The organism is Alicycliphilus denitrificans, assembly GCF_044792555.1.
Classification (GTDB): Bacteria; Pseudomonadota; Gammaproteobacteria; order Burkholderiales; family Burkholderiaceae_C; genus Alicycliphilus; species Alicycliphilus denitrificans_A.
The window spans coordinates 1,241,128-1,265,493 of the sequence record NZ_CP126238.1; the positions used below are offsets into that span (position 1 = coordinate 1,241,128).

General features: G+C 68.2%; 25 protein-coding genes. 12 read left to right on the forward strand and 13 right to left on the reverse strand.

What is annotated here, in order from left to right:
- Window positions 1–32 precede the first annotated feature (32 nt).
- Window positions 33–992 carry a ribosome biogenesis GTPase YlqF gene (gene ylqF, locus P7644_RS05855; RefSeq protein WP_404302187.1) on the forward strand — a complete coding sequence of 320 codons (960 nt, stop codon included), beginning with the start codon at window positions 33–35 and terminating at the stop codon, window positions 990–992.
- Window positions 993–1,081: 89 nt separating this feature from the next.
- Here the strand turns inward: ylqF and P7644_RS05860 are convergent, their stop codons facing one another.
- Genes P7644_RS05860 through P7644_RS05870 form a run of 3 tightly spaced genes read right to left on the reverse strand, consistent with a single transcriptional unit; the run spans window position 1,082 to window position 4,025 of the window.
- Window positions 1,082–2,923, reverse strand: coding sequence for a hypothetical protein (locus tag P7644_RS05860; RefSeq protein WP_404302188.1), 1,842 nt, complete (start codon window positions 2,921–2,923; stop codon window positions 1,082–1,084).
- A gap of 59 nt (window positions 2,924–2,982) precedes the next feature.
- On the reverse strand, window positions 2,983–3,690 hold the full coding sequence (locus P7644_RS05865) for a pseudouridine synthase (RefSeq protein WP_404302189.1): 708 nt from the start codon (window positions 3,688–3,690) through the stop codon (window positions 2,983–2,985).
- A 53-nt stretch (window positions 3,691–3,743) separates the two neighbouring features.
- The gene (locus P7644_RS05870; RefSeq protein ID WP_404302190.1) at window positions 3,744–4,025 is read right to left on the reverse strand and encodes a hypothetical protein; all 282 of its coding nucleotides are present in this window, start codon (window positions 4,023–4,025) and stop codon (window positions 3,744–3,746) included.
- 71 nt (window positions 4,026–4,096) lie between these two features.
- Between P7644_RS05870 and P7644_RS05875 the strand changes: the two genes are divergently transcribed.
- Window positions 4,097–5,023, forward strand: coding sequence for a DHH family phosphoesterase (locus P7644_RS05875; RefSeq protein WP_404302191.1), 927 nt, complete (start codon window positions 4,097–4,099; stop codon window positions 5,021–5,023).
- 72 nt (window positions 5,024–5,095) lie between these two features.
- Here P7644_RS05875 and P7644_RS05880 read toward each other — a convergent pair whose 3' ends face one another.
- Window positions 5,096–5,539, reverse strand: a complete 444-nt coding sequence (locus P7644_RS05880; RefSeq protein ID WP_404302192.1) for a thermonuclease family protein — start codon at window positions 5,537–5,539, stop codon at window positions 5,096–5,098.
- A 226-nt stretch (window positions 5,540–5,765) separates the two neighbouring features.
- On the opposite strand from P7644_RS05880, the gene rarD reads away from it, so the two are divergent.
- Window positions 5,766–6,647: an EamA family transporter RarD gene (rarD, locus tag P7644_RS05885; protein ID WP_404302193.1), complete on the forward strand. Its 882-nt coding sequence runs from the start codon at window positions 5,766–5,768 to the stop codon at window positions 6,645–6,647.
- 37 nt (window positions 6,648–6,684) lie between these two features.
- On the opposite strand, the gene P7644_RS05890 is transcribed toward rarD, so the two are convergent.
- Window positions 6,685–7,257, reverse strand: coding sequence for a pseudouridine synthase (locus tag P7644_RS05890; RefSeq protein WP_404302195.1), 573 nt, complete (start codon window positions 7,255–7,257; stop codon window positions 6,685–6,687).
- Window positions 7,254–8,138: a peptidoglycan DD-metalloendopeptidase family protein gene (locus P7644_RS05895; RefSeq protein ID WP_404302196.1), complete on the reverse strand. Its 885-nt coding sequence runs from the start codon at window positions 8,136–8,138 to the stop codon at window positions 7,254–7,256. Before P7644_RS05895 ends, P7644_RS05890 begins: the two co-directional genes overlap by 4 nt.
- Before the next feature lie 305 nt (window positions 8,139–8,443).
- Here P7644_RS05895 and P7644_RS05900 point away from each other — a divergent pair, with 305 nt between their 5' ends.
- Entirely contained in the window at window positions 8,444–9,841 is a 1,398-nt protein-coding gene (locus P7644_RS05900) for an aspartate ammonia-lyase (protein ID WP_404302197.1), read from the forward strand.
- Between the two features lie 131 nt (window positions 9,842–9,972).
- On the opposite strand, the gene P7644_RS05905 is transcribed toward P7644_RS05900, so the two are convergent.
- The 4 genes from P7644_RS05905 to P7644_RS05920 form a co-directional block, all read right to left on the reverse strand.
- The gene (locus P7644_RS05905) at window positions 9,973–10,752 is read right to left on the reverse strand and encodes a DUF4377 domain-containing protein (protein WP_404302198.1); all 780 of its coding nucleotides are present in this window, start codon (window positions 10,750–10,752) and stop codon (window positions 9,973–9,975) included.
- Window positions 10,753–10,792: 40 nt separating this feature from the next.
- Window positions 10,793–11,434, reverse strand: a complete 642-nt coding sequence (gene queE, locus P7644_RS05910) for a 7-carboxy-7-deazaguanine synthase (RefSeq protein WP_404302199.1) — start codon at window positions 11,432–11,434, stop codon at window positions 10,793–10,795.
- Window positions 11,435–11,438: 4 nt separating this feature from the next.
- Window positions 11,439–12,548: a 6-carboxytetrahydropterin synthase gene (locus P7644_RS05915; protein WP_404302200.1), complete on the reverse strand. Its 1,110-nt coding sequence runs from the start codon at window positions 12,546–12,548 to the stop codon at window positions 11,439–11,441.
- Window positions 12,549–12,609: 61 nt separating this feature from the next.
- Window positions 12,610–14,415: a glutamine--tRNA ligase/YqeY domain fusion protein gene (locus tag P7644_RS05920; protein WP_404302201.1), complete on the reverse strand. Its 1,806-nt coding sequence runs from the start codon at window positions 14,413–14,415 to the stop codon at window positions 12,610–12,612.
- 205 nt (window positions 14,416–14,620) lie between these two features.
- Here P7644_RS05920 and P7644_RS05925 point away from each other — a divergent pair, with 205 nt between their 5' ends.
- From P7644_RS05925 to P7644_RS05945, 5 genes are all read left to right on the forward strand, one after another.
- The gene (locus P7644_RS05925) at window positions 14,621–14,977 is read left to right on the forward strand and encodes a hypothetical protein (RefSeq protein ID WP_404302202.1); all 357 of its coding nucleotides are present in this window, start codon (window positions 14,621–14,623) and stop codon (window positions 14,975–14,977) included.
- A gap of 119 nt (window positions 14,978–15,096) precedes the next feature.
- Complete coding sequence (aroQ, locus tag P7644_RS05930; protein ID WP_404302204.1) at window positions 15,097–15,543, forward strand: type II 3-dehydroquinate dehydratase; 447 nt, start codon at window positions 15,097–15,099, stop codon at window positions 15,541–15,543.
- A complete protein-coding gene (locus tag P7644_RS05935; RefSeq protein WP_404302206.1) occupies window positions 15,537–16,433 on the forward strand; it encodes an alpha/beta fold hydrolase in 897 nt (298 codons plus the stop codon). Before aroQ ends, P7644_RS05935 begins: the two co-directional genes overlap by 7 nt.
- 68 nt (window positions 16,434–16,501) lie before the next feature.
- Window positions 16,502–16,864 carry an alternative ribosome rescue aminoacyl-tRNA hydrolase ArfB gene (arfB, locus tag P7644_RS05940; protein WP_404303142.1) on the forward strand — a complete coding sequence of 121 codons (363 nt, stop codon included), beginning with the start codon at window positions 16,502–16,504 and terminating at the stop codon, window positions 16,862–16,864.
- Window positions 16,865–16,901: 37 nt separating this feature from the next.
- On the forward strand, window positions 16,902–17,573 hold the full coding sequence (locus P7644_RS05945) for an alpha/beta hydrolase (RefSeq protein ID WP_404302207.1): 672 nt from the start codon (window positions 16,902–16,904) through the stop codon (window positions 17,571–17,573).
- 84 nt (window positions 17,574–17,657) lie between these two features.
- Here the strand turns inward: P7644_RS05945 and P7644_RS05950 are convergent, their stop codons facing one another.
- On the reverse strand, window positions 17,658–18,125 hold the full coding sequence (locus P7644_RS05950; RefSeq protein ID WP_404302208.1) for an Lrp/AsnC family transcriptional regulator: 468 nt from the start codon (window positions 18,123–18,125) through the stop codon (window positions 17,658–17,660).
- A 102-nt stretch (window positions 18,126–18,227) separates the two neighbouring features.
- Between P7644_RS05950 and mdeB the strand changes: the two genes are divergently transcribed.
- From mdeB to P7644_RS05965, 3 genes are all read left to right on the forward strand, one after another.
- Entirely contained in the window at window positions 18,228–20,867 is a 2,640-nt protein-coding gene (gene mdeB, locus P7644_RS05955) for an alpha-ketoglutarate dehydrogenase (protein WP_404302210.1), read from the forward strand.
- A 91-nt stretch (window positions 20,868–20,958) separates the two neighbouring features.
- The gene (locus P7644_RS05960) at window positions 20,959–21,399 is read left to right on the forward strand and encodes a helix-turn-helix domain-containing protein (protein ID WP_404302211.1); all 441 of its coding nucleotides are present in this window, start codon (window positions 20,959–20,961) and stop codon (window positions 21,397–21,399) included.
- A gap of 85 nt (window positions 21,400–21,484) precedes the next feature.
- Window positions 21,485–22,636 carry an acyltransferase family protein gene (locus P7644_RS05965; protein WP_404302212.1) on the forward strand — a complete coding sequence of 384 codons (1,152 nt, stop codon included), beginning with the start codon at window positions 21,485–21,487 and terminating at the stop codon, window positions 22,634–22,636.
- A 55-nt stretch (window positions 22,637–22,691) separates the two neighbouring features.
- Here the strand turns inward: P7644_RS05965 and rnk are convergent, their stop codons facing one another.
- Together rnk and fghA are read right to left on the reverse strand one after the other, a co-directional pair.
- Window positions 22,692–23,102, reverse strand: coding sequence for a nucleoside diphosphate kinase regulator (gene rnk, locus P7644_RS05970; RefSeq protein WP_404302213.1), 411 nt, complete (start codon window positions 23,100–23,102; stop codon window positions 22,692–22,694).
- A 317-nt stretch (window positions 23,103–23,419) separates the two neighbouring features.
- Window positions 23,420–24,283 (reverse strand): S-formylglutathione hydrolase, encoded by an 864-nt coding sequence (fghA, locus tag P7644_RS05975; protein WP_404302214.1) that lies wholly within the window; start codon window positions 24,281–24,283, stop codon window positions 23,420–23,422.
- Window positions 24,284–24,366 lie beyond the last annotated feature (83 nt).

Sequence of the window (24,366 nt, forward strand, 5' to 3'; positions counted from 1 at the left end):
TCCCGAAGTTTGATGAGTGAAAGTACAGCCCCATGGCCATTCAGTGGTTTCCCGGTCACATGCACCTGACGCGCAAGGCGATAGGCGAGCGCATCAAGGACATCGACGTGGTGATAGAGCTGCTGGACGCGCGTCTGCCGGGCTCAAGCGCCAATCCGCTGCTGGCCGAGCTCACGGCGCACAAGCCCACGCTCAAGGTGCTCAACAAGCAGGATCTGGCCGACTCCGCGCACACCAGCGCCTGGCTGGCCTGGTACAACGCGCGGCCCGCCACCCGCGCCATCGCGCTCGATGCCTCCGATGCCGCGCCGGCGCGCCGGCTCATCGACGCCTGCCGCCAGTTGGCGCCCAACCGGCGCGGCCTCTCAAAGCCCATGCGGGTGCTGATTTGCGGCATTCCCAACGTGGGCAAGTCCACGCTGATCAACACCCTGTCGGCCAAGCGCCAGGCCAAGACCGGCGACGAGGCTGGCATCACCAAGCAGGAGCAGCGCATCGTGTTGGACGATGACTTCTACCTCTGGGACACGCCCGGCATGCTGTGGCCGCGCATCATCGTGCCCGAGAGCGGCTACCGCTTGGCCGCCAGCGGCGCCGTGGGGCGCAACGCCTACGACGAGGAAGAGGTGGCGCTGGAGCTGCTGGCCTATTTGAAGCACCACTATGCGGCGCTGCTCGACGCGCGCTACAGGCTGGGCCTGGACGCGCAGGCGATCGGCGCCATGCATGACGACGAGCTGCTGGAGCTGATTGCACGCAAACGCGGCGCCGTGATGAGCGGCGGGCGGCTGAACCTGCAAAAGGCCGCCGAGATCGTGCTCACCGACCTGCGCAGCGCCGCTCTGGGGCGCGTGACGCTGGAGAGCGTCGAAGACTTCCAGGCCTGGCTGGCCGCGGGGCAGCTGCAGGACAAGGCGCGCGCCGAACGCAAGGCCGAGCAGCGCAAGCGCGACGAGCGCCGCGCGCGCAACGCGCCACGCGGTGCGGGTTAGGCGGTGGTTTGTGGTGAAAAGTGCTGCCAACGCTTAGCCAGTAAGCGCTGTTGGCTATAAAAAATAGAGTATTTGTGCCGCAGTCAGCGCTACCAGGCCAGCGGTGTCGGCGCGTCGTCCCAGAAGATGAAACGCCTGGCCTCGGCATAGCGTGAGTTGCTGATCAGGTACGGATCGGTGCCGCTGCCCTTGTGCAGCAGTACCAGGTAGCCGCCGGCCGTGCCCACGGCCAGGGCGAGGCCGTCCGGCGCGGTAGCGATGCTGCAAATCGCGCCCCCGATGTGGTGGCGCCACAGCGCGCGGCCGTCTTCGGCCAGGCCCAGCAGGTCGCCATGCGCGTCGCCGCGTACCGTCAGGCCATGGGCCGTGGCGCTGGTCACAAGAGCCTCGGGCGCCACGGCGACTGGCGTTTGCTCGGCGGGCAGCGGACTGATATGCAGCCCGTCGCTGCTCACCTGCCACCAGACGGGCGCTCGTGCCTGGGCCTGGGCCGTGGGGGCCACGCGGGCCAGCAGCCGGCCATCTGCCTGCCACAGCACCGGCCCCACGGCTTGGCCGCCGCGCGCGGCGTGGTGGCTGAAGGCGCCGGGGGCAAAGGCAAAGCGGCGGTGAAAACGTGCGGACAAATCCGGATTTGCCTGGGCATGTACGGCGCGCGCCAGCTGCAGTACGGTAGCGGCCTGGGCGCTGCGTGGATCCACCAGGGGCGGAGGCGTGGGTGCGCCATCGCCTGGCTGCGCAATCTCTGCGGTCTGGTGTGCCCACTGTGTGCGCACCAGCGTGGCATGGGCGCGTCCGGTGCTTTGCCATTCATGGGACAGGGCCATGATGCTGGCACCGAATACCGCGGCATCGACCTCGTCGGGGGCAAAGGGCGGTGTGCGCGGCAGGGCGGGCGCGCCAGCGTCGTCGCCGGGCGGGGTGGTGGTTTGCAAGGCCTGCTGCTCTTGCGCATGGGCCGAGTACAGCTGCTGCTCCAGGTGGGTGAAGAGTCGCAGCAGGCGCGCCATGTGCTCTACGGCGTCATTCGTCAGGGGGCGGCGCGTGTCGCTTTGGCGCTGGGCGTAGCTCAGGTGCAGGCCCGGCGGGTGGGCCGTCCCCGCGAGGGGTGCGTCGTCCTCGATCAGGTCGATCTGGTAGCAGGCGTGGGCGTCGTCTTCCTCGTCGCCCGGCCCCTCGCTGCCGTTGCGCCAGCTCAATTTGAGCGCGCGGCCCCAGTGCCGGGTGCCTTGCTGGCCGGGCTGGCGCGCGCCTATCCAGACATCGCCCTGCCACCAGCCATTGCGCTCGGGGTCCCACCAGTCGTTGTAGCGGCCGGTGAAGACGGGCAGCAGCGTCAGTGCCTGCACGCGCTCGGGCGTGAGGGCTGCGTGCAGCCGCGCGCGCAGCGGCCGGCCCGCGCGGCGCTGGCCCTCGGCCAGGCGCCAGTAGTCGATCACGCCGCGCCAGGCCTGGGCGCAGGCCTGCAAGGCCTCGGGGCTGGCGTGCCCGGCCTCCAGCGGCTGCCAGGGGCCGGCGCGGCCGGTGCTGTCGTAGGCGCGGTATTGGCGCAGCAGGCCGTTGGTGAGTGTCGGCCGCGTGGGCTGGCGCAGCCTGGCCCAGGTCTGGCTGAGCAGGTTGCCGTGGGTGGATGCGGCGGCGTCATCGGGCAGGGCGAGCCAGAAATCCCAGCGTTTCCAGAGGGTGATGAACAGGCCGTCGTGGTAGGCGTCCTGGTCTTCGTCGACATGGCGGCGCGTGCATAGAAAGTCGGTCTGCCCGAACCAGCCCGCGGCCTTGCGGCGGCTGCTGTCGGGCAAGGCCACGCGCAGCAGCTGGCGCAGGTGCTGGTCATGCATGGCCTCGCCGGGGCAGAGCGTGTCGTCCCGGGGCAGGTCGGTGTCATCCATGTCGGATGGCGAGCGCGCGGCGACGGCGGAGGGTGCGGGCATGGCGTGCATGGCGGGCCTTGCTGGGGGTGTGATGCATGGTAGCGTGGGGGGTGCCCGGGTTAAACCTCTTCCCAGGGCAGGGCAAACACGCGTTGCCAGTCCAGCCAGGATGGGATACCGCCGTCATGCGCCACCTGGGGCCAGCGCAGGCCGCTGTCGAGCGTGATGCGGCGGCCGTCCTGCGGGTGCGGCAGCTCCAGGCGCCAGGCGTGCAGCCACAGTCGCTGCAGGCCCAGGCGCTCGGCCCACCAGCGGTTGAGCGGCCCCTTGCCATGCGTGGCGTCGCCAATGATGGGGTGGGCGATGTGCTTCAAGTGGCGCCGGATCTGGTGGCGCCGCCCGGTCGTGGGCTGGGCCAGCACCAGGCTGGCGCGGGTGCCGGCAAAGCGCGGGTCGCTGGGCTCGGGCAGTTCCAGCCGCGCCAGTCGGGAGACAAGGGTGTGCGCGGGCTGGGCCGGGGCGTGCGGCGGCGCGTCGTCGGGGCGCAGCGGGTGGTCTACCTCGGCCTGCAATGGCGCCCAGCCGCGCACCAGCGCCAGGTACTGCTTGCGCACCGCGTGCCGCGCAAAGGCCTCGGCCAGGGCGCGCGCGGCCGCCGGGTGCAGGGCCATCACGAGCACGCCGCAGGTGCCCTTGTCGAGCCGGTGCACGGGGTAGACATGCTGGCCGATCTGGTCGCGCAGGGCCTGCACCACGAAGCGCGTCTCGCCGGCATCCAGCCCCGTGCGGTGCACCAGCCAGCTGGCGGGCTTGTACAGCGCCACCATGTGCTCGTCCTGCCACAGCAGGGGCAGCGGGGGGTGGGGGGTGGGGTTCAGGATCAGCGTCCGGGCGTGAGCTGTATCGTGCTCAGGCCCGAGTCCTGCGCCTCCCGGCGCGGCGCCAGCCAGTACACCCACAGGCCGCGCAGCCAGGCCCCCAGGTAGACGATGGACACGGCAAAGATGCCCCATTGATCGGCCTGCCATGAGGCGTAGAACCAGAACGGCTGGCCCAGCAGCCCGAAGATGCAGGCCCAGCGGCGCAGGCCCGGGTTGCGCGCCTGCGAAGCCCAGGCGGCGGTGGCGCCCAGCAGGGCGATGGCGATCTGGTCGAGTCCCATGATGTCAACTGGATATATGCACAGGCATGATAGCAGGCGGCCTGCCTGCCAGGGCGGCACAATGCGCCGCCATGATGATGTCCTCGCGTTCCACGATTTTGCCGCTGCCCCTGCTGGCCGCGCCCCGTATCGACGATCCCCAGCCCCTGGTGCTGTACCACGGCCGCTGCGCCGACGGTTTTGCCGCTGCCCTGGCCGCCTGGCGCTTTTATGCGGGCCAGGTCGAGTGCCTGGGCCTGTCGCACGGGCAGGTGGGCAGTGTGGCTGAGCTGCCGCCGCTTGCGGGCCGCGCCGTGTATGTGCTGGATTTTTCCTTCGCGCCCGCGCTGCTGGCCGAGATCGACGCACGTGCCGCCAAGCTGGTGTTGCTGGACCACCACAAGAGCGCGGCCGAGCAGCTGGCGGGTTTTGCCTGCCGCTGCGGCGTGCTGCACTTCGACATGGGCAAGTCCGGCGCACGCCTGGCCTGGGAGTTCTTCCACCCGGATGCGCCGCTGCCCGACCTGGTGCGCCATGTGGAGGACCGTGACCTGTGGGCCTGGCAATACCCCGAGACGGCGGGCTTCGTGGCGGCGCTGGACATGGAGCCCTTCGACTTCACCCGCTGGCAGCAGATTGCCGACTTTTCGCCCGCCGAGACGGCGGCCTTCGTCGCGCGCGGCCAGGCCATGGACGAGAAGTTCCGCCACCTGGCGCAGGACGTGGCCGGCGGCGCGCAGCCGCTGGTGTTCAACGGCCAGGCCGGGCTGATGGTGAACGCGCCCGGCGCCTTCCACAGCCTGGTGGGCGAGCTGCTGTCGCAGCAAAGCGGCACTTTTGCCCTGATGTGGGCCGTGGGTAAGGATGGGCAGGTGAAGGTGGGCCTGCGCTCGCAGCGCGGCTACGACTGCTCGCCGCTGGCCGTCAGCATGGGCGGCGGCGGGCATGCCCAGGCCTGCGGCTTTCGCCTGCCTCAGGCGCGGCTGGCGGAATTGCTCAGCGGCAACTTCAAGGCCTGAAACGGCCGTGACGCAAGTGCAATAAGCGCTATAAGCTATATTTAATGTAGCTATAGTGCAGTTGGCCTGGCACTACAGACGTGGGTACTTGCGCCGGTAGTCCCAGGGTGCGAGCGGGCGCTTTTGTGCCCACAGCCCCTGGCCACTGGCGCGCGCCTGGCGCTGCAGGGCCAGTAGCTTGGGGTACTGTTTGGCCTGTGGCGCATAGACCCAAGCCAGGCCGGCGCGCATCTGGGCCGTGGCCACGTCCTGGCCCTGGCAGCGCACATGGGCCAGGGAGCGGCCATAGCTGTCGTGGCCCAGCCGGTACAGCCGCGCCTGCTGGCGAAAGCACAGGCGCGCCAGGTTCTGGTGCGCGCGCTGGCCAAAGGCCTGGCGGCTCTCGGGTGCGTCGATGGCGGCGATGCGCACGCGCTCTTGGCGCCATGCGCCGGGCGCGCCGCAGCGCGCGGTGAGGGTGTCGCCATCGTGGATGGCGACCACGAGGCAGAGCAGGGCGGTGGCGGATACGGACACGGGATGGACGGCGCAAAAGGGAGCGCACTATACCCCGCGCATCCCCCGGCAGCGCCCCAGGCGGCGCTGCCCAAAAAATAGGCGATGCGCTGCGCGCCAACACTGGTGCGGCCCGCACGCAGTTGTCCCGGTGCTTGTCCACAGCTCGGCCCACAGGCGGTGGGCATAACTTGCAAGAGCCTGCAATCACCGACAATTACGGGTTCTCTTCTTTGCCCCGCCCCCTGTGATCAAAGGTCTTGTTGCGTCCATCGTCGCGTCCGTTCTGTTTGGTGCCATGTACTACCTGGCGCCCGTGCTGGCGCCGCTCGATGGCGAGCAGGTCTTCGGCTGGCGCATGCTGGCCACTCTGCCCTTCACCACCGCCCTGCTGCTGTGGCGCGGGCAGTGGCCGCGCGTGCGCCTGCTGGCGCGGCGCGTGCAGCGCCAGCCTTCGCTGGCCCTGGGACTGCTGGCCAGCGCGGCCCTGCTGGGGGTGCAACTGTGGCTGTTCCTGTGGGCGCCGCTGTATGGGCGCGCGCTGCCGGTGTCGCTGGGCTACTTTCTGCTGCCGCTGGTGATGGTGCTGGCCGGGCGTGTGCTGTACCGCGAACGCCTGTCGGGCCTGCAATGGCTGGCCACGGCGCTGGCGGGCGCGGGCGTGGCGCACGAGGTGCTGCGTGCGGGCGGCATGTCCTGGGAAACCTGGCTCGTGGCGCTGGGCTATACGGTGTACTTCGTGCTGCGCCGGCGTCTGTCCACCGACCACCTGGGCGGGCATTGGCTGGACATGCTGCTGCTGGTGCCCGCGGCCCTGTGGTTCGTGCTGCGCGCGCCCTCGTCGCTGGCGCTGGTGGCGGGGCACACGCACCTGTGGGCCATGGTGCCGGTGCTGGGCGTGATGAGCGCGGTGGCGCTGGCGCTGTACATGGCGGCCAGCCGGCTGCTGCCGCTCGGCCTGTTTGGCCTCTTGAGCTATGTGGAGCCGGTGCTGCTGGCGCTGGTGGCGCTGCTGCTCGGCGAGAGCATTGGCCCGGACCAGTGGCCGACCTACGGGCCGATCTTCGCGGCCGTGGCGGTGCTGGTGCTCGATGGCGCCCTGCGCTTGCGCACGCCGCCAAAAGGTTGAGTCAAAAGTGGCTGTAACGCTTATCTATCAAGCGCAATCAGCTTTGTTTTTGATAGCTTTTGCGGGGCGCCGCGACTTCCTCCCAGCGGCCAGGGGCCAGGCCGTCCAGCGTGTACGGGCCTATGGCCGCGCGCACCAGGCGCAGCGTGGGGTGGCCCACGGCGGCGGTCATGCGGCGCACCTGGCGGTTGCGGCCCTCGCGGATGACGAGCTCGATCCAGCAGTCAGGAATCTGCTGGCGCACGCGTATCGGCGGGTCGCGCGGCCATAGCGCGGGAGGTGGATCGAGGCGGCGCACGCGCGCGGGCAGGGTGGGGCCGTCGTTGAGCCGCACGCCGCAGCGCAGGGCGTCGAGTGCCCCGTCATCGGGCATGCCCTCGACCTGCACCCAGTAGGTCTTTTCCATCTTGTGGCGCGGGTCGCTGATGCGCGCCTGCAGGGCGCCGTCGTCGGTCAGCAGCAGCAGGCCCTCACTGTCGGCGTCCAGGCGCCCGGCCACGTAGACGCCGGGCAGGTCTATGAAGTCCTTGAGGCCGCGCCAGCGCCCCTCGGGCGTGAACTGGCTCAGCACGCCATAGGGTTTGTTGAAGCGGATCAGGCGCGCCGTCATGCGGGCAGGAACAGGGCCGGATCGACCATGCTGCGGTTGAGCATCACGCCCCAGTGCAGATGCGGGCCGGTCACGCGGCCCGTGGCGCCCACCTGGCAGAAGGCCTGGCCCGCGCGCAACCGGTCGCCCGGCTGGCAGTCCACGCGGCTCAGGTGGCAGTACATGCTGAGCAGACCGCCGCCATGGTCCAGCCAGACGGTGCCGCCGTTGAAGAAATAGTCGCCCACGTCGATCACCCGGCCGGCCAGCGGCGCCACCACGGGCGTGCCGGTGGCGGCGGCGATGTCCATGCCGCTGTGCGGATTGCGCGCCTGGCCGTTGAACACGCGGCGCAGGCCGAAGCTGCCCGAGCGCCGCCCCGGCGCGGGCTGGAGCATTTGCAGCTGCTCCGGCAGCGGCGTGGAGAAGGTGGCCATGACCTGCTGCTGGTGGGCGCGCTCGCGCTCGTGGCGCGCCAGGTCCTCGGGCGCCAGGTCCACGGTGCGCGGCGCCACCGTCAGGCGCTGCTCGCGGTACTGCTTGGCCACCACGCGGTAGGCGATGCGGCGTGCCGCAGTGGAAGGCGTGGCCTGCACCGTCACATGGGCCTGGCCCACGGGTGCGGAGAGTGCTATGCCGACGATGGCCGTCCATTCGATGGCATCGCCCAGCACCAGCACGGGCACGTCGCCCGCGTGCACCACGGGGCGCTCGGGCGCCGGGCCCAGGGCCAGCCGGGCCACGCCGCCGGGCACCTGCAGCGCCTGGGGCCAGGCCGGGGCCGTGGGGGCGCGGGCCAGCACGGCGGAGCCGGGCAGCAGCGCCAGGCCCAGGGCCTGGAGCAGTCTGCGGCGCCGGACACCCTGCAAGCGCAGGGCAGAGGGGGAGATGAGAGCGGACATGGATGACACGGCCGGCAGTGTAGGCCCCTGGGCCCACCCGCCTGCCCACCGCGGGGGCATGGTTATGCGCAAAGTTATGGTTCTCATGCGCGGCGCGTGCATTGGGTCATAATCCGCCTCCAATGCCCTGGGCACCTTGGTGGTCGGGGCATTGCCACGTTTGGCACCTGCGCCGCCCACAAGGCACGCCAGCCCCGCAGCACCCACCGGGTTTTTCTCCTGCGCCAGCGCGGACCGCGCCCCAGCCATCACCCGGGGGCGGACCTTTGTCCCATTTTTCCCCCTCACCAGAAAGCAGATCGACCATGCGTCAAGAAAAAGACTTCATTGGCATCAAGACCATTCCTCCCGACGCCTACTGGGGCGTGCATACCGCCCGCGCCGTAGAGAACTTTCCCATCACCGGCCACAGCGTGGCCCAGATGCCCGCGCTGATCCGCGCCTTTGCCTTCGTGAAGAAGGCCGCCGCCCACGCCAACCTGCAGCTGGGCGCGATCAACGAAACCCAAGCCGGTGCCATTGCCAAGGCCTGCGACGACCTGATTGCCGGCCAGTTGCATGAGCAGTTCGTCACCGATGTGATCCAGGGCGGCGCCGGCACCTCCACGAACATGAACGCCAACGAGGTGATCGCCAACCGCGCGCTGGAGCACCTGGGCCTGCCCAAGGGCAGCTACGACGTGATCCACCCGAACGACCACGTCAACGCCTCGCAAAGCACCAACGACACCTATCCCACGGCGGTGAAGATGGCCACCTGGTTCGGCATCCAGGAACTGCTTGCCGCCCTGGCCGCCCTGCGTGGCGCCTTCGAGGCCAAGGCGCTGGAATTCGCCCCCATCCTGAAGATCGGCCGCACCCAGCTGCAGGACGCCGTGCCCATGACGCTGGGCCAGGAGTTCCAGGCCTTTGCCGCGATGATTGCCGACGACGAGCGCCGCCTGCGCGAGTCGGCCTACCTGATGTGCGAGATCAACATGGGCGGCACCGCCATAGGCACGGGCATCAATGCGCCCGTGGGCTATGTGGACGTGGTGACGCCGAAGCTGGCCGAGCTCTCCGGCGTGCCCGTGAAGGCCGCCGCCAACCTGATTGCCGCCACGTCGGACACGGGCGCCTTCGTCGATATTTCCGGCGTGCTCAAGCGCATCGCCGCCAAGCTTTCCAAGATCAGCAACGACCTGCGCCTGCTGTCCTCGGGCCCGCAGGCCGGTGTGGGCGACATCAAACTGCCGGCGCGCCAGGCGGGCTCGTCCATCATGCCGGGCAAGGTGAACCCGGTAATCCCCGAGGTGATGAACCAGGTGTGCTTCGAGGTGATAGGCAACGACGCCGCCATCACCATGGCCTGCGAGGCCGGGCAGCTGCAGCTCAATGCCTTCGAGCCGCTGATCGCCTGGGCCCTGCACAAAAGCCTGCACCACCTGGCGCGCGCCTGCCACACGCTGCAGGTGAACTGCGTGGAGGGCATCGTCGCCAACCAGGACCTGCTGGACGAGCGCATCGCCGCGTCGGTGACGCTGGTGACGGCCTTGAACCCGCTGATCGGCTACGAAAAGGCCGCGGCCATCGCCAAGGCCGCCATCGCCACGGGCAAGCCCATCGCCCAGGTGGCCGAGGACCTGGGCATCATGGGCCGGGACGAGCTGCAGAAGCTGCTCGTGGCCGAGCGCCTGACCCAGGCCGGGGCGATCACCGCCTAAGCTATTAAAAAAATAGCTGCTGGCGCTTTTTGAATAAGCGTTTCAGCTGATTTTCTTCCTCTCCCGCTGGCGGGGGAGGGAGAAATACCTGCAACGTCGTTGCCTGCTGTGTAGCGACGTCATACCGACGCCTACTTCACGCGCTCGCTTTCCACCACCATGTCCAGCACATAGGCGTAGGCCGATGCATCGGCCGGCGCGTTCTGGCGCTTGAAGCGGTTGAGGCGCAGCACAGTGCGCACGCCCGGCTCGTGGGTGTAGCCCTGCACCTCGTCGTAGAACGGCTGCCATGGCCCGACATGGGTCTTGACGCCGTTGTCGCCGTAGCGCAGCTCGCGCACGCGCAGGCATTGGGCGGTCTGCACCGGGCCACGGCTGCAGGCCACCCGCTCGGGCGCCACCTCCAGGAACATGCGTTCGCCCGGGCCACCGTATTGCGTCTGCGGTGTGGGCTGGCCGGCCAGCTCCCAGCGGCTGCCGTCGGCAAAGAACAGCTGCAGCCGCGGCGTGCCCCCGGCGTGCAGCTGGTAGCGTTGCACGGTGGGCAGCTGGGCGCCCACGCGCTGCTCCAGTTGCATCAGGGCCGGGTCGGCGCAGGCGCGCTTGGTGGACAGGGGCTGGGCCAGCTGCATCTCGTCGCCGCGCGTGCCGAAGCGCGCGCCCAGCAGGTTGCACAGCTTGCGCACACTCAGCTGTTGGCCTTCAAAGTGCAGCTGCAGCGGATCATGGCCGGCCGGCAGCCAGCGGCCGTCGGGCCGGCCCTGGGCATCCAAGGCGGCCGTCAGGTTCCAGTCGTAGGCGGCCAGGTCGGGGGCGCCGGCTTGGGGCTGTGATGGGGTGCTGGTGCAGGCGGTCATCAGGGCGGCCAGGGCCAGAGTGCAAAGCCTGGGGATCGTGGTGCGGTGATTCATGGCGCAGTTGGAAACCGGTCGGAGTGGAAGGTTCACGCTCTTAGCGGATCGCCAGCATTTTGTGGGTTTGGATGGACAGGCGCCACCTCGGATGCGCCATGCAGTAGGCCAGTGCCGCGTCCGTGTTCTGGGCGATGGCAGGACCGTCCATAGGTTGCAGCAAGTAGTTGTCGAAGCGCAGCGTCGGCCAGGGCAGGGCATCCGGCATCAGGCCTGGCTGCGGAAACACGAGTTTGAGTTCGTGGCCACTGGTCTGCACCAAGGGTGCGCCGGCCTTGGGGCTGACACAGATCCAATCGATCCCCTCGGGCGCGGCGACCGTTCCATTCGTTTCCACGGCGATGCGAAAGCCCCGCCCATGCAGGGCATCAATGAGGGCATGATCCAGTTGCAGAAGCGGCTCTCCGCCGGTCATGACCACCAGCCGATGTTGCTCGTCTGTCGCTGGCCAGAAAGAAGTGATACGGTCTGTAAGTTCGTCCGCCGTCGCGTATTTGCCGCCGAACGTGCCGTCGGTACCCACGAAGTCGGTATCGCAAAAGCGGCATACCGCCGAGGCCCGGTCCGCCTCCCGTCCACTCCACAGATTGCAGCCGGCAAACCGGCAGAACACCGCCGGCTTGCCCGCCTGCAGGCCCTCGCCCTGCAAGGTGTAGAAGATCTCTTTGACTGAATACGTCATCGGCTTATACCGGCAGTACCGGCCCGTTCAGGTGCCCCCCGACGAGGGAGCCACCACCTTCGGACTCAAACACATCGACGCGGGCCAGCTGTGGCAACTGGCGCCGCGTCGTCGCGTGCAGCCAACGCGCGATGGTGGTGGTGTCGCCGTCGGCCAGTTCGGGCTGCTCGTGCAGCGGGTGATGATCCAGCGACTTGAAAATCGGATCGAACACGGCTTTCACGTCACCGAAATCGACCGTCCAGCCCATCACTTGGTGAATCGGTGCGCTCAGATGCAGCCGCAGCGTGTAGGTGTGGCCATGGATGGCGCTGCGTGGCTCATTGGCGGGCGCGTGCCTGTGCCGCACAGCGCTATCGATGGTGAAGTCCTTCCAGATGCGGTAATCCGTGCCATCGAAGGTGGCGCCGCACGATGCCGTCTCGTAAACGGTGACCCATGACAGGGTGGGAAGCTGGGGCTTGAGCTGGGCCCACAACCATGACGAGAGCATCTCGCTGGTGGGGTTTTCAAGGCCGGGGATTTCGTTCAAATAGTGGTAATTGACCTGCGCTGCAATGGGCGCCCAGAGGCTGTCGAGGTGGTCGTAGTCGATGCGCTCGGCCGTGCCTGCCAGGTTCTGGCTGGCGTGCAGAATCACCTCGAAGCCATGTCCGTGCAAGCGCCCGCATTTGTGACCGGGCGGCACATGGGGCAGGCGATGCGCCGCCTGAAAGCGATAGCGCCGCCAGATGTGCGCATGGTCACGCCCATCGATCTCGACACCTTGGTGCGGCGTGCTCTGAACGGCGACCCGGTCGATGCCGGGCACCTCGAGCCGGTCCCGGATCCAACGCGCCAAATTCTCGTCGGTCGGCTGTGCCAGTTGTTGATTGAGTACGCCGTAACTCAGCATGCTGGCGCAGCGGTCAAGCTGCTGCTGCAGGGCGTTCACCTCGCCCCCGGGGTAGGGCGCCCAATCGACCGGTATGCCCGCATAGGCCGTTGCGGCAAAGCCATGTCCGTGCATGCCCCGGCACCGATGGCCATCGGGCAGCATGTCGATCTGCCGCGCGGCCTCAAAACGGGCACGCGCGGCGTGCAGGATCTCAAGAGTAGATGTGGTGGCGGTCATGTGACCTTCGGCATGGCTGCCGCTCCAATAATTGGCAGCCAACAGAATGGCTGCCCGGGCCTTACTTGGCCCAGCTGTCCTTGAGCCCCGTCACGCGGTTGAACACGGGTTGGCCGGGGGCGTGCTCCTTGCGGTCGGCGACGAAGTAGCCGAAGCGCTCGAACTGGAACTTGTCCTCGGGCCGTGCCGCGGCCAGGGATGGCTCGACATAGGCCGTCACCACCTTCAGGCTGTCCGGGTTGAGTAGCGCCAGGAAGTCCTTACCGCCCGCGTCGGGCTGCGCGTCGGTGAACAGGCGGTCGTACAGGCGCACCTCGGCCTGCACGCCGTCGGCCACGCCCACCCAGGTGATGGCGGCCTTGACCTTGACGCTGTCGGCGCCGGGCGTGCCGCTCTTGGTGTCCGGCACCACGGTGGCCAGCACCTTGGTGACCTGGCCCGCGGCATTCTTCTCGCAGCCGGTGCATTCGATCACGTAGCCGCCCTTGAGGCGTACCTTGTTCCCGGGAAACAGGCGCTTGTAGCCCTTGGGCGGCAGCTCGGCGAAATCCTCGCGCTCGATCCAGACCTCGCGCCCCAGCGTGAAGCGGCGCTCGGGCACGGCCGCGCCTTCCTGCGCGTGGGGCAGGGCGGGCAGGCTGCAGGGTTCCAGGTGGTCGCCGCCGCCGAAAACCTCGGCCCAGTTGGTGAGCTCCAGCTTGAGCGGGTCGAGCACCACCATGGCGCGGTGCGCCTTGGTCTCCAGGTCTTCGCGCAGGCAGCCCTCCAGCGTGCTGTAGTCGATCCAGCTGTAGTCCTTGGTCACACCGATGCGCTCGCAGAACATCTGGATGGAGGCGGGTGTGTAGCCGCGCCGGCGCAGGCCCACGATGGTCGGCATGCGCGGGTCATCCCAGCCGCTGACGATGCCGTTGTCCACCAGGTGCTTGAGCTTGCGCTTGCTGGTGACCACATAGGTCAGGTTCAGGCGCGCGAACTCGTACTGGCGCGGGTGCGGCTTGGCGATCAGGCCGCCCTCGGCCAAGCGGTCCAGCAGCCAGTCGTAGAACGGGCGCTGGTCTTCAAACTCCAGCGTGCAGATGCTGTGGGTGATGCATTCCAGTGCGTCCTCTATGGGGTGGGCAAAGGTGTACATGGGGTAGATGCACCATTTGTCGCCGGTGTTGTGGTGCTCGGCACGCTTGATGCGGTAGATGGCCGGGTCGCGCAGGTTGATGTTGGGGTGGGCCATGTCGATCCTGGCGCGCAGCACGGCGGCGCCGTCGGCCAGCTTGCCGTCCCGCATCTCGCGAAAGCGTGCCAGGTTCTCGGCCGGAGTGCGGCCGCGGTAGGGGCTGTCCACGCCGGGCTTGCTGAAGTCGCCGCGGCTCACGCGCATTTCCTCGGCCGTCTGCTCGTCCACGTAGGCGTGGCCGGCCTCGATCAGGTATTCGGCCGCGCGATACATGAAGTCGAAATAATTGCTGGCGTAGTACAGGTTCTCGTGACCGTCCGGGTCCTTCCAGTCAAAGCCCAGCCAGTGCACGGCGTCGATGATGCCGTCCACGTACTCCTGCTCTTCCTTCTCGGGGTTGGTGTCGTCAAAGCGCAGGTGGCACACGCCGCCATAGTCGCGCGCCAGGCCGAAGTTCAGGCAGATGCTCTTGGCGTGGCCCACGTGCAGGTAGCCGTTGGGCTCGGGCGGAAAGCGCGTGCGGATCCTGGCGGGATCGAGCGCGCCAGCGCCCTGGTGCGCGGCGTCGCCGGGGCTGCCGGCCCAGCGGTTGTCGGCATGCGTGCCCTGGGCCAGGTCGGCTTCGATGATCTGGCGCAGGAAGTTGCTGGGCTTGACGGATTCTGTGGTTTCTTTGTGGGCTGAGGTGCTCATCCTTTGATTTTAGGCCGCGTGGGCATGGCCCTTGCGGGGCGGGCGACTACGTTCGGAAACAACATAAACAGTGTTTCATGACATCCTTTGCTGCTGTTGGCGCGTTGAGGGCTTTGGCGGCCCTGTTTGCAGCCCTGTTTGTTCGTGTCGATAGAGCTGTGTCCTGCGGAGGGCGGGCAGGCTTTGCAGTCAAAGGAGAATTTTTATGACCCAACGTCGCTCTTGGTTTGCCGCCGTCGCATCGGTCGGTGTGGCATTGGCCCTGATGGCGGGCGCTGGCACGGCGCAGGCGCGCAGTGATGTGTATTGGTCGGTCGGCGTGGGCGCGCCCGGCGTGGCCCTGGGCGTGGGCAATGCCGCCCCGGTGTACTACGCACCGCCCCCGCCCGTCTACTACGCGCCGCCCCCGGTGGTATATGCGCCGCCCGTTTACAGCGCACCGCGCCCTGTGTACTACGCACCGCCCGCGGTGTATTACCGGGGGCATGACCACTGGCGCGGGCATCGCCACCACCATCACCGTGGCCATGATGATCGGCGCGGTCATCGCGATTGGCGCTGACGCACCTGGCACATGAGTGAGGCAGGCGGCCCTTAGCGGCCGCTTTTGCTTGGGGTGCGCCCCGCATAATGGGCGCTTGCGGGTCCGCTCGGGCGGGTTAGAACCGCATGTCTCACCGTATGACCAAAACCGTTTTCGTTCTCAACGGCCCCAATCTCAACCTGCTGGGCACGCGCGAGCCGCAGGTGTATGGCTCCCAGAGCCTGGCCGACGTGGAGCAGATCTGCGCCGCGGCCTGCGCGCGCCATGGCCTGGCGCTGGTGTTTCGCCAGAGCAACCACGAGGGCACCCTGGTGGACTGGATCCACGAGGCCGGCCGTCTGTACGCCTCAGGGCAACTGGCCGGCGTGGTGCTCAATGCTGCGGCCTATACGCACACCAGCGTGGCGCTGCTCGATGCCGTGAAGGGCACGGGCGTGCCGCTGGTGGAGCTGCACATCAGCAACGTGCATGCGCGCGAGAGCTTCCGCCACCACTCCTTCCTGGCCAGCGCGGCGCGCGCCGTGATGTGCGGCTTTGGCGTGCAGGGCTACGCGCTCGCCATCGACGGGCTGGCGCAATGGTGACGCAGCAGCCTCTCGCCACATTGCCCGTGCCGCCCGAGGTGCTGGCCCTGCGCGGCCAGGCCAGGCGCGAGACCACGCCCTGCGGCGGCGGCGACATCGTCTGGCATGTCTGGGGCACGCCGCAGGACGGCATGCCGCCCCTGGTGCTGCTGCACGGCGGCAGCGGCAGCTGGACGCATTGGGTGCGCAACATCGAAGGCCTGGCGGCCGCGGGCCGCGAGCTGTGGATCGTCGACCTGCCGGGTTTTGGCGACTCGGCTTCGCCGCCCGCGGGCGGGGACGCCGACGCCCTGGTGCAGCCGCTGGCCGAGAGCCTGCGCGCGCTGTTTGGCCCGCGCCAGTGCGACCTGGTGGGCTTTTCCTTCGGCGGCCTGACGGCCGGCCTGCTGCTCGCGGCGCACCCCGAGCTGGCGCGCCAGCTGGTGCTGGTGGGCGCGCCCGCCATGGGCGTGGTGCCGCAGCGGCAGTTTGCGCTCAAGGCCTGGCGCCACCTGCCCGAGGCCGGGCAGATCGCGGCGCACCGCTACAACCTGGCCGCGCTCATGTTTCAGAACCCGGCGCTGATCGATGAGCAGGATGGCCTGGCGCTGGGCCTGCATGTGGCCAACGTGCTGCGCGACCGCATGCCGCGCCGCCGCCTGGCGCACACCGATGCGCTGGCGCGCGCGCTGCCGCAGGTGGGCTGCCCCGTGCACGCCATCTATGGCCGCGGCGACGCGATTTACAAGGAGTGGATTGGCGCACTGGAGGGCGCCTACGCTGCTGCCGCCCCCGACTTTCGCGGCCTGGCGCTGATCGAGGACGCCGGCCACTGGGTGCAGTTTGAGCGCCCGCAGGCCTTTCAGCAGGCCCTGTTGGCCGCGCTGGGCGCAGGGGCGGGCGCCGCCTGAGAGCCGTGAACGCGCCGCAGCACCCCGGGGGCTTGCAGGTGAACCCGGCCGAGGTCGAGCTGAGCGCCATGCGCGCCCAGGGCGCGGGCGGGCAGAACGTGAACAAGGTGGCAAGCGCCGTGCATCTGCGCTTTGACATCGCCGCCTCGTCCCTGCCTGAGGACGTGAAGCAGCGCCTGCTGGCACTGCGCGACGGCCGCATCACCCAGCAGGGCGTGCTGGTCATCAAGGCCCAGCAATACCGCACCCAGGAGGCGAACCGCCTGGACGCGCTGGCGCGCCTGCAGGCCCTGGTGGACAGCGTGGCCCGGCCGCCGCGCGTGCGCCGCGCCACCCGGCCCACGCTGGGCTCGCAGCGCCGGCGCCTGGAATCCAAGAGCCGGCGCTCGGGCCTGAAGGCGCTGCGCGGCCGGCCCGGCGCGGTAGAGTGACGCGGCTCCCGCACTCCTTTTCCACAGGTCCATCACCATGTCTGATTTACCGCTGTCCTTCCTGCACCGTCCCGCCGCGGCGGGCACTTCCCAGCCCTGGCTGCTGGTGCTGATGCACGGCGTGGGCAGCAACGAGCAGGATCTGTTCGGCCTGGCGCCCTATGTGCCCGCGCCGTTCCATGTGCTGAGCCTGCGCGCCCCCTACCGCATGGGGCCTGATGCCCATGCCTGGTTCGAGTTTTCCGTGGCCGCGGACGGCACGCGCAGCATCAACGAGCCGCAGGAGGCCGCCAGTCGTGCCCTGGTGGCGCAGACCGTGGACGCGGCCGCGCGCGGGCTCGGCATTCCCGCCGCGCGCGTGGTGGCGGGCGGCTTCAGCCAGGGCGGCATCATGGCGCTGACGCTGCTGCTCACGCGGCCCGAGCTGCTGCACGCCGCCATGGTCTGGCACAGCCGGCTGCTGCCGCAGGCGCTGGGGCAGGCCGCCCCGGCCGCGGCGCTGGCCGGCCGCCGGCTCTGGGTGAGCCATGGCGTGCAGGACAACGTGATCCCGCTGGCCAGCGCCCGGGCCATCCGCGACCATGCGCAGGCCCTGCCGCTGGCGCTGAGCTACCGCGAATACCCGGGCCTGCACGAGATCCGCCCCGAGGAGCTGCGCGACTCCATGGCCTGGCTGCAGGGCCTGACGGCGGCCATGGATTCCCCGTGAGCGGTTTTGGATGAAAAGTGGTTGTAACGCTTTACTGTAAAGCGTTTAAAGCTATTAATAAATGAGTATTTCGGCGCCCGACCCCTACGCCTTGGGTAGCGGCAGGGCGGTCTTGTAGCGCACCTGCTTGAGCGTGAAGCTGGTGCGTATCTTCTCTATGCCCGGGATGGGCGTGAGCTGCTCCAGGATGAAGCGCTCCAGCGCCGCGATGTCGGGCAGCATCACGCGGATCAGGTAGTCGCTGTCGCCCGTCATCAGGTAGCACTCCATCACCTGCTCATGCTCGGCGATGTGCTGCTCGAACGCGGTCAGTGCCTCCTTGCTCTGGCTCTTGAGGCTGATGCTGATGAAGACGTTGAGCCCCAGGCCCAGCGCCGTGGCATTCGCCAGCGCCACATAGCGGCTGATGATGCCGGCCGTCTCCAGCGCCTTCACGCGCGCCAGGCAGGGCGAGGGCGACAGGTGCACGCGCCGCGCCAGCTCCACGTTGGACAGTGCGCCGTCGGCCTGCAGCTCGGCGAGTATGCGCAGATCGATGGTGTCAAGTTTCATATGCCGCATTGGATTGCATAAGCGGCAGATTGTGCCGCCATTCTCTGACGAGGCTCGCAAATCGGCACCCTGTTTTCCCCGCATCGGCATACAGTGGTGAGCATGAACGCCCCCATCTCCCCGACCACCCTGTACCCGGCCAACGGCGCCGTGGATAGCGACCCGCAGGAAACCGCCGAATGGCGCGACGCCTTTCTCGCCCTGGTGGCCACCCAGGGCCCCGAGCGCGCCCGCTTCATGCTGGACGAGCTGACGCGTGCGGCCCACTCCAGCCGCGTGGGCTGGAAGCCAGAGTTGAACACCCCGTACGTGAACACCATCGCCGCGCAGGCGCAGCCGGCCTTCCCGGGCGACCTGGCGGTGGAGGAGCGCCTCGCCTCGCTGATGCGCTGGAACGCGCTGGCCATGGTGGTGCGCGCCAACCAGGCCTATGGCGAGCTGGGCGGCCATATCGCCAGCTACGCCAGCGCGGCCGATCTGTTCGAGGTCGGCTTCAACCATTTCTTCCACGCGCGTGAAGGATTGGCGCCGGGCCAGCACCGGGGCGATCTGGTGTTCTTCCAGCCGCACAGCGCGCCGGGCGTCTACGCCCGCGCCTTCCTGGAGGGGCGCCTGTCCGAGCAGGACCTGCTGCATTTCCGCCAGGAAATCACCGCCCCCCGGGAGGGCGCGCGCGGCCTGTGCAGCTACCCGCACCCTTGGTCCATGCCGGACTTCTGGCAGTTTCCGACCGGCTCCATGGGCATAGGGCCGATCAGCAGCATCTACCACGCGCGCTTCATGCATTTTTTGAGCGACCGGGGCCTGCTCGACTGCAGCGGCCGCAAGGTCTGGGGCGTGTTCGGCGATGGCGAGATGGACGAGCCCGAGAGCACCAGCGCCTTGACGCTGGCCGCGCGCGAGGGCCTGGACAACCTGGTGTGGGTGGTCAACTGCAACCTGCAGCGGCTCGATGGGCCGGTGCGCGGCAATGGCCGCATCGTCGATGAACTGGAGCGCCTGTTCACCGGCAGCGGCTGGAACGTCATCAAGCTGCTGTGGGGCAGCGACTGGGACGGCCTGTTTGCGCGCGACCTGAGCGGCACCCTGGTGCGCACCCTGGGGGCAACGGTCGATGGCCAGATGCAGACCTTTGCCGCCAAGGACGGGCGCTTCAACCGCGACAATTTCTTCGGCCAGAGTCCCGAGCTGGCGGCGCTGGCCCAGGGCATGACGGATGAGCAGATCGACCGCCTGAAGCGCGGCGGCCACGACCTGGTGAAGATCCACGCCGCCTACGCGCAGGCCGCCGCGCACCGGGGCCAGCCCACGGTGATCCTGGCGCACACCAAGAAGGGCTATGGCATGGGCACGGCCGGCCAGGGCAAGATGACCACGCACAGCCAGAAGAAGCTGGACGACAAGGAGTTGATCGAGTTTCGCAACCGCTTCAACCTGCCGCTCACCGACGCGCAGGCGGTGAACCTGGAATTCCTCAAGCCCGCGCAGGACAGCGCCGAAATGCACTACCTGCAGGCAAGGCGCCAGGCCCTGGGCGGCTACCTGCCCCGGCGCGAGTCCGCGTGCGCGCCGCTGCCCGTGCCGCCGCTGGCCAGCTACGCGCAATTTGCGCTCGCGCCGCAGGCCAAGGAGATGAGCACCACCATGGCCTTCGTGCGCATGCTCGGCAGTCTGCTCAAGGATGCGCAGCTGGGCCCGCGCATCGTGCCCATTGTGGCCGACGAGGCGCGCACCTTCGGCATGGCCAACCTGTTCAAGCAGGTGGGCATCTACAGCAGCGTGGGCCAGAGCTACGCGCCCGAGGACATAGGCTCCATCCTTTCCTATCGCGAGGCCAAGGACGGGCAGATCCTGGAAGAGGGCATCAGCGAGGCCGGCGCCATCGCCAGCTGGACGGCCGCCGCCACCAGCTACAGCGTGCACGGCCTGGCCATGCTGCCGTTCTACATCTACTACTCGATGTTCGGCTTCCAGCGCGTGGGCGACGCCATCTGGGCCGCCGCCGACCAGCGTGCACGCGGCTTCCTGCTGGGCGCCACCTCGGGGCGCACCACGCTGGGCGGCGAGGGCCTGCAGCACCAGGACGGCAGCAGCCACCTGGCGGCGGCCACCATCCCCAACTGCAAGGCCTATGACCCGGCGTACGCTGGCGAGCTGGCCGTGATCCTGGATGCCGGCATGCGCGAGATGCTGGTCGAGCAGCGCGACGTCTTCTACTACGTCACGCTGATGAACGAAAACTACCCCCAGGCCGACCTGCCCGAAGCGGCGTATCACGGTGTGCTGCGTGGATGCTATTTGTTCAATAGCTATCAGCGCTTACAAGATGGGCGTGAGAGCCAGGTTTCTTCTGAAAAACACGTCACCCTGCTGGGCTCGGGCGCCATCCTCACCGAGGTGATCAAGGCCGCCGAGATGCTGGCCGCGGACGGTATTACCGCGCATGTGGTCAGCGTTACGAGCTGGAGCGAGCTGGCGCGCGACGGCCGGGCCTGCGAGGACAGTGGCGCCACGCCCTGGCTGGCCCAGGTGCTGGGTGGCACGCAAGGCCCCATCGTCGCCGCCACCGACTACGTGTGCGCCGTGCCCGAGTCCGTGCGCGGCTATGTCCCCGAGGGCCGGCGCTACCGCACCCTGGGCACCGACGGTTTTGGGCGCAGCGATACGCGCGCCGCGCTGCGCAGCTTCTTCCAGGTGGATGCGGCGCACATTGCCGCGGCTGCCAGGCGGGGGCTGGCATGACGGTGAAAAACGCCCAGGTGCTTGACAATTGCGGCAGGTGCTGGAACTAAAAATGCTACGCTTGGCATCTTTTTTTGCCTTGATATAAACGATGACTGCCTTCTCCAATGCCTTTCGCTCCGAGGTCGCGCGCATGGCGCGCAAGGAAATCAAGGGTGAATTCGGCAGCCTGCGCAAGACGGTCACGTTGCAGCGCGGCGAGATCGCGGCGCTCAAGCGCGATGTCAAGCTGCTTGCGGCGCAGTTGAAGGCCTTGCAAAAAGTGAGCCCGCACCAGGCCGATGCGCCCGCGGCGACCCAGGCGCCCGCGCGCAGCAGCAAGCGCAGCGCAGAATTCGATGGCCAGGCCCTTTTGGCCAAGCGTCAGCAGCTGGGCATCACCCAGCAGGCCATGGCGAGCCTGCTGCAGGCCTCGACCCTGTCGGTCTACAAATGGGAAAGCGGCAAGGCCACGCCGCGAGCCGCGCAGTTGGAGCGCATCCAGGCGCTGCTGAAGATGGGCAAGCGCGCGGCGTTGGCGGCGCTGCAATGAAACCCGCTTGAAACCCACTGGCCCCCGGCTGCGTTGTGGTTGGCAGGCCTCCTGGCCGGCATCCGTTTTTCTCCATTTCTTTTTAATGTCCCACGCTCAACGCAGCGCCGTCATCGACTGCACCAAGGGGCTGGCCTGCGCGGCCATCGTCTGGCATCACCTGGCGTTCTATGGGCCCATGTCCGACGTGGTGCGCCAGGAGCTGCCCGGCCTCATCGACTGGCTCTACGACGACGCACGCATGGCCGTGCAGGTGTTTCTGGTGCTCGGTGGCTTTCTTGCCGCCGCAAGCCTTGCGCCGCACGGGCAGGCGCGCTTTGATGACCCCTGCAAGCGCATTGCACGGCGCTTTGTGCGCCTGGTCGTGCCCTATGCGGTGGCGCTGGTGTTGGCCATCCTCGTGCAGGCGGCCGTGCGCCCCTGGTTCGACCATGACTCGGTTTCGGCCGACCCGGATCTATGGCAGCTGCTCGCGCATGCGCTGCTGCTGCAAACCGTGCTGGGCGAGGAGTCGCTGTCCGCAGGCGTCTGGTACGTGGCCATTGACTTCCAGCTGTTTGCCCTGACGGCCTTGCTGCTGGCGGGTGCGTCCATGGCCGCGGCGGCGCTGCGCGCGCGCTGGGGTGAGCGCGCACTGGTGCGTTGCTGGCCCAGGACCGTGACCGGAGTGCAGCTGCTGGTGGTGGCGGGGGTGGCCGCATCGCTGCTGGTTTTCAACCGCGATGCGCAGTGGGATATCTGGGCCTTGTACTTCTTTGGCGCCTATGGCCTGGGCATGCTGGCGTTCTGGGCCGTGCAGTCGCCGCGGCCGCTGGGCGCCTGGGGCTGGGCCTTGCTGATGGCGGTGCTGGTGCTGGCGGCGCTGGTCCTGCAGTGGCGTGCACGCATCGCGCTGGCCGGCGTCACGGCGCTGGCCCTGGTGCTGGCCATGCGCCAGCCGGCCATGGCGCGCTGGGCGGGATGGGCGCCCTTGAACCGGCTGGGGCAGATCTCTTATTCGGTCTTTCTGGTGCACTTTGCCGTCTGCGTGGCCGTGAATGCCGTGGCGAGCTACTTTTGGCCGCAGTCCCTGGCCGCAGCCGGGCTGGGCATGGTGCTGGCGTTCCTGCTGTCGCTGGCCGCAGGCCATGTGCTGTACGAGCGCGTGGAGCGCCATGCGCCCACCTGGCAGGCGGCGCTGCGCTGGCAGGCGGGGCTGGTGGCGACGGGTTTGCTGACCGCCGCCGTGTTGACATAAAAAAAGGCAGCCTGTGCCTAGGCCGCCTTGGTCAGGGGGAGCGCTTGCTTGGCGCTCAGCGATGCAGCTCGCCCGCGTTCTCGGGCTGGTATTCGATGGCATCGACGCGCACCGTGGTGACCCGGCCCGTGGCGCTGGGCATTTGCAGCTCGTCGCCCACGCTCAGGCCCAGCAGGGCAATGCCCACGGGAGCGAAGATCGATACCTTGGTGTCGCTGCTGTCCATCTCCTTGGGGTAGACCAGGGTCAGGGTGCTGCTCTTGCCGGTCTCGAGCATGGTGAAGCGCACGGTGGAATTCATGGTCACCACATTCGGCGGCATGTCCTTGGGGTCGAGGACGTCGGCGCGGTCGAGCTCGGCCTCCAGCGCATCGCGGCCAGGGAAATCGCCGGTGTGCTTCTCCAGCAAGGATTCCAGGCGCTCGAAGTCCAGCGACGAGACGGTGATGGATGGTTTGCTGTGCATGGTGTTTCCCTTGATGCGAATGGACGCGGCAATAAACGGACAAAAGCCCGGGCAACGGGGTTGTCCGGGCCAAGGCGTTGTTCGGGTTCAAAAAAAATGCACCCAGGCGGTGCGTCGGACCCGATTGTCCGCCCGGCGCGGGGTTTTGCCAAGCGATACCGCACTGCGCTCCCGTGATTTGTTTGCACAAGAGCCGGCAATCGCTTAGCGACGTGCCCCGGCCAGGCCTCTTGGCGTTCATGGCGCCTTCAGCCGCAAAACAAAGGTATGGCTTTCGGCGCTGGCTGAATGCCAATCATGGCCAATGATCCAAGGCCCTACCGCGTGCCCAGCGCCTGCGCGTGGTGGCGCAGGTGGTCTTCGATGAAGCTTTGGATGAAGTAGTAGCCGTGGTCATAGCCCGCATGGCGGCGCAGTATGAGCGGCTGGCCTATGGATGCGCAGGCGGCCTCGAAAAGATGCGGGTGCAGCTGCTCGGCCAGGAATTTGTCGGCCAGGCCCTGGTCGATGAGGATGCCTGCCGGGTAGGGCGCGGCGGGTTGGTTCTCCATGAGCACCGTGGCATCGTGCGCGCCCCAGGCCGTGCGGTCGGGGCCAAGATAGCCGGTGAAGGCCTTTTCGCCCCAGGGGCAGCGCGTGGGGGCGCAGATGGGTGCCAAGGCCGACAGGCTCTTGAAGCGGCCCGGGTGGCGCAGCGCCAGCGTGAGCGCGCCGTGGCCGCCCATGCTGTGGCCGAAGATGCCCAGCCGGCCATCGTCCACGGGCAGGGTGCTGGCGACGAGGGGCAGCAGCTCCTGCAGCAGGTAGCTTTCCATGCGCCAGTGCGCGGCCCAGGGGGCCTCGGTTGCGTCCAGGTAGAAGCCCGCGCCCACGCCGAAGTCCCAGGCATCCGATTCGCCCGGCACGCCCGCGCCGCGCGGGCTGGTGTCGGGGGCGATCAGGGCCAGGCCCAGCTCGGCCGCCTGCTGCTGCGCGCCGGCCTTGATGGGGAAGGTTTCCTCGGTGCAGGTCAGGCCGGCCAGGTAGAGCAGGGCGGGCACGGCTCCGCCCGCCAGGGCGCGGGGCGGCAGGTAGACGGAAAACTGCATCGGCAGGCCGATCTCGCGCGATGCATGGCGGTAGAAGCGCTGCTCGCCGCCAAAGCAGGTGTGGCTTGACAGCAGTTCTATGGCGGTGGACATGGGGTTTAAGCTCCTGTTTCTATAGTTTCTGGCGCTTGATGGAAAACGATCTCAAGTAGAAAAATACCTGAAATCGTTGATTG

Bases quoted from the DNA above. Each gene is read 5' to 3' on its own strand.
- ylqF (WP_404302187.1), top strand. From the start codon at position 33: ATGGCCATTCAGTGGTTTCCCGGTCACATGCACCTGACGCGCAAGGCG.
- P7644_RS05860 (WP_404302188.1), bottom strand. From the start codon at position 2,923: ATGCCCGCACCCTCCGCCGTCGCCGCGCGCTCGCCATCCGACATGGAT.
- P7644_RS05865 (WP_404302189.1), bottom strand. From the start codon at position 3,690: ATGGTGGCGCTGTACAAGCCCGCCAGCTGGCTGGTGCACCGCACGGGG.
- P7644_RS05870 (WP_404302190.1), bottom strand. From the start codon at position 4,025: ATGGGACTCGACCAGATCGCCATCGCCCTGCTGGGCGCCACCGCCGCC.
- P7644_RS05875 (WP_404302191.1), top strand. From the start codon at position 4,097: ATGATGATGTCCTCGCGTTCCACGATTTTGCCGCTGCCCCTGCTGGCC.
- P7644_RS05890 (WP_404302195.1), bottom strand. From the start codon at position 7,257: ATGACGGCGCGCCTGATCCGCTTCAACAAACCCTATGGCGTGCTGAGC.
- P7644_RS05895 (WP_404302196.1), bottom strand. From the start codon at position 8,138: ATGTCCGCTCTCATCTCCCCCTCTGCCCTGCGCTTGCAGGGTGTCCGG.
- P7644_RS05900 (WP_404302197.1), top strand. From the start codon at position 8,444: ATGCGTCAAGAAAAAGACTTCATTGGCATCAAGACCATTCCTCCCGAC.
- P7644_RS05905 (WP_404302198.1), bottom strand. From the start codon at position 10,752: ATGAATCACCGCACCACGATCCCCAGGCTTTGCACTCTGGCCCTGGCC.
- queE (WP_404302199.1), bottom strand. From the start codon at position 11,434: ATGACGTATTCAGTCAAAGAGATCTTCTACACCTTGCAGGGCGAGGGC.
- P7644_RS05915 (WP_404302200.1), bottom strand. From the start codon at position 12,548: ATGACCGCCACCACATCTACTCTTGAGATCCTGCACGCCGCGCGTGCC.
- P7644_RS05920 (WP_404302201.1), bottom strand. From the start codon at position 14,415: ATGAGCACCTCAGCCCACAAAGAAACCACAGAATCCGTCAAGCCCAGC.
- P7644_RS05925 (WP_404302202.1), top strand. From the start codon at position 14,621: ATGACCCAACGTCGCTCTTGGTTTGCCGCCGTCGCATCGGTCGGTGTG.
- aroQ (WP_404302204.1), top strand. From the start codon at position 15,097: ATGACCAAAACCGTTTTCGTTCTCAACGGCCCCAATCTCAACCTGCTG.
- P7644_RS05935 (WP_404302206.1), top strand. From the start codon at position 15,537: ATGGTGACGCAGCAGCCTCTCGCCACATTGCCCGTGCCGCCCGAGGTG.
- arfB (WP_404303142.1), top strand. From the start codon at position 16,502: ATGCGCGCCCAGGGCGCGGGCGGGCAGAACGTGAACAAGGTGGCAAGC.
- P7644_RS05945 (WP_404302207.1), top strand. From the start codon at position 16,902: ATGTCTGATTTACCGCTGTCCTTCCTGCACCGTCCCGCCGCGGCGGGC.
- P7644_RS05950 (WP_404302208.1), bottom strand. From the start codon at position 18,125: ATGAAACTTGACACCATCGATCTGCGCATACTCGCCGAGCTGCAGGCC.
- mdeB (WP_404302210.1), top strand. From the start codon at position 18,228: ATGAACGCCCCCATCTCCCCGACCACCCTGTACCCGGCCAACGGCGCC.
- P7644_RS05960 (WP_404302211.1), top strand. From the start codon at position 20,959: ATGACTGCCTTCTCCAATGCCTTTCGCTCCGAGGTCGCGCGCATGGCG.
- P7644_RS05965 (WP_404302212.1), top strand. From the start codon at position 21,485: ATGTCCCACGCTCAACGCAGCGCCGTCATCGACTGCACCAAGGGGCTG.
- rnk (WP_404302213.1), bottom strand. From the start codon at position 23,102: ATGCACAGCAAACCATCCATCACCGTCTCGTCGCTGGACTTCGAGCGC.
- fghA (WP_404302214.1), bottom strand. From the start codon at position 24,283: ATGTCCACCGCCATAGAACTGCTGTCAAGCCACACCTGCTTTGGCGGC.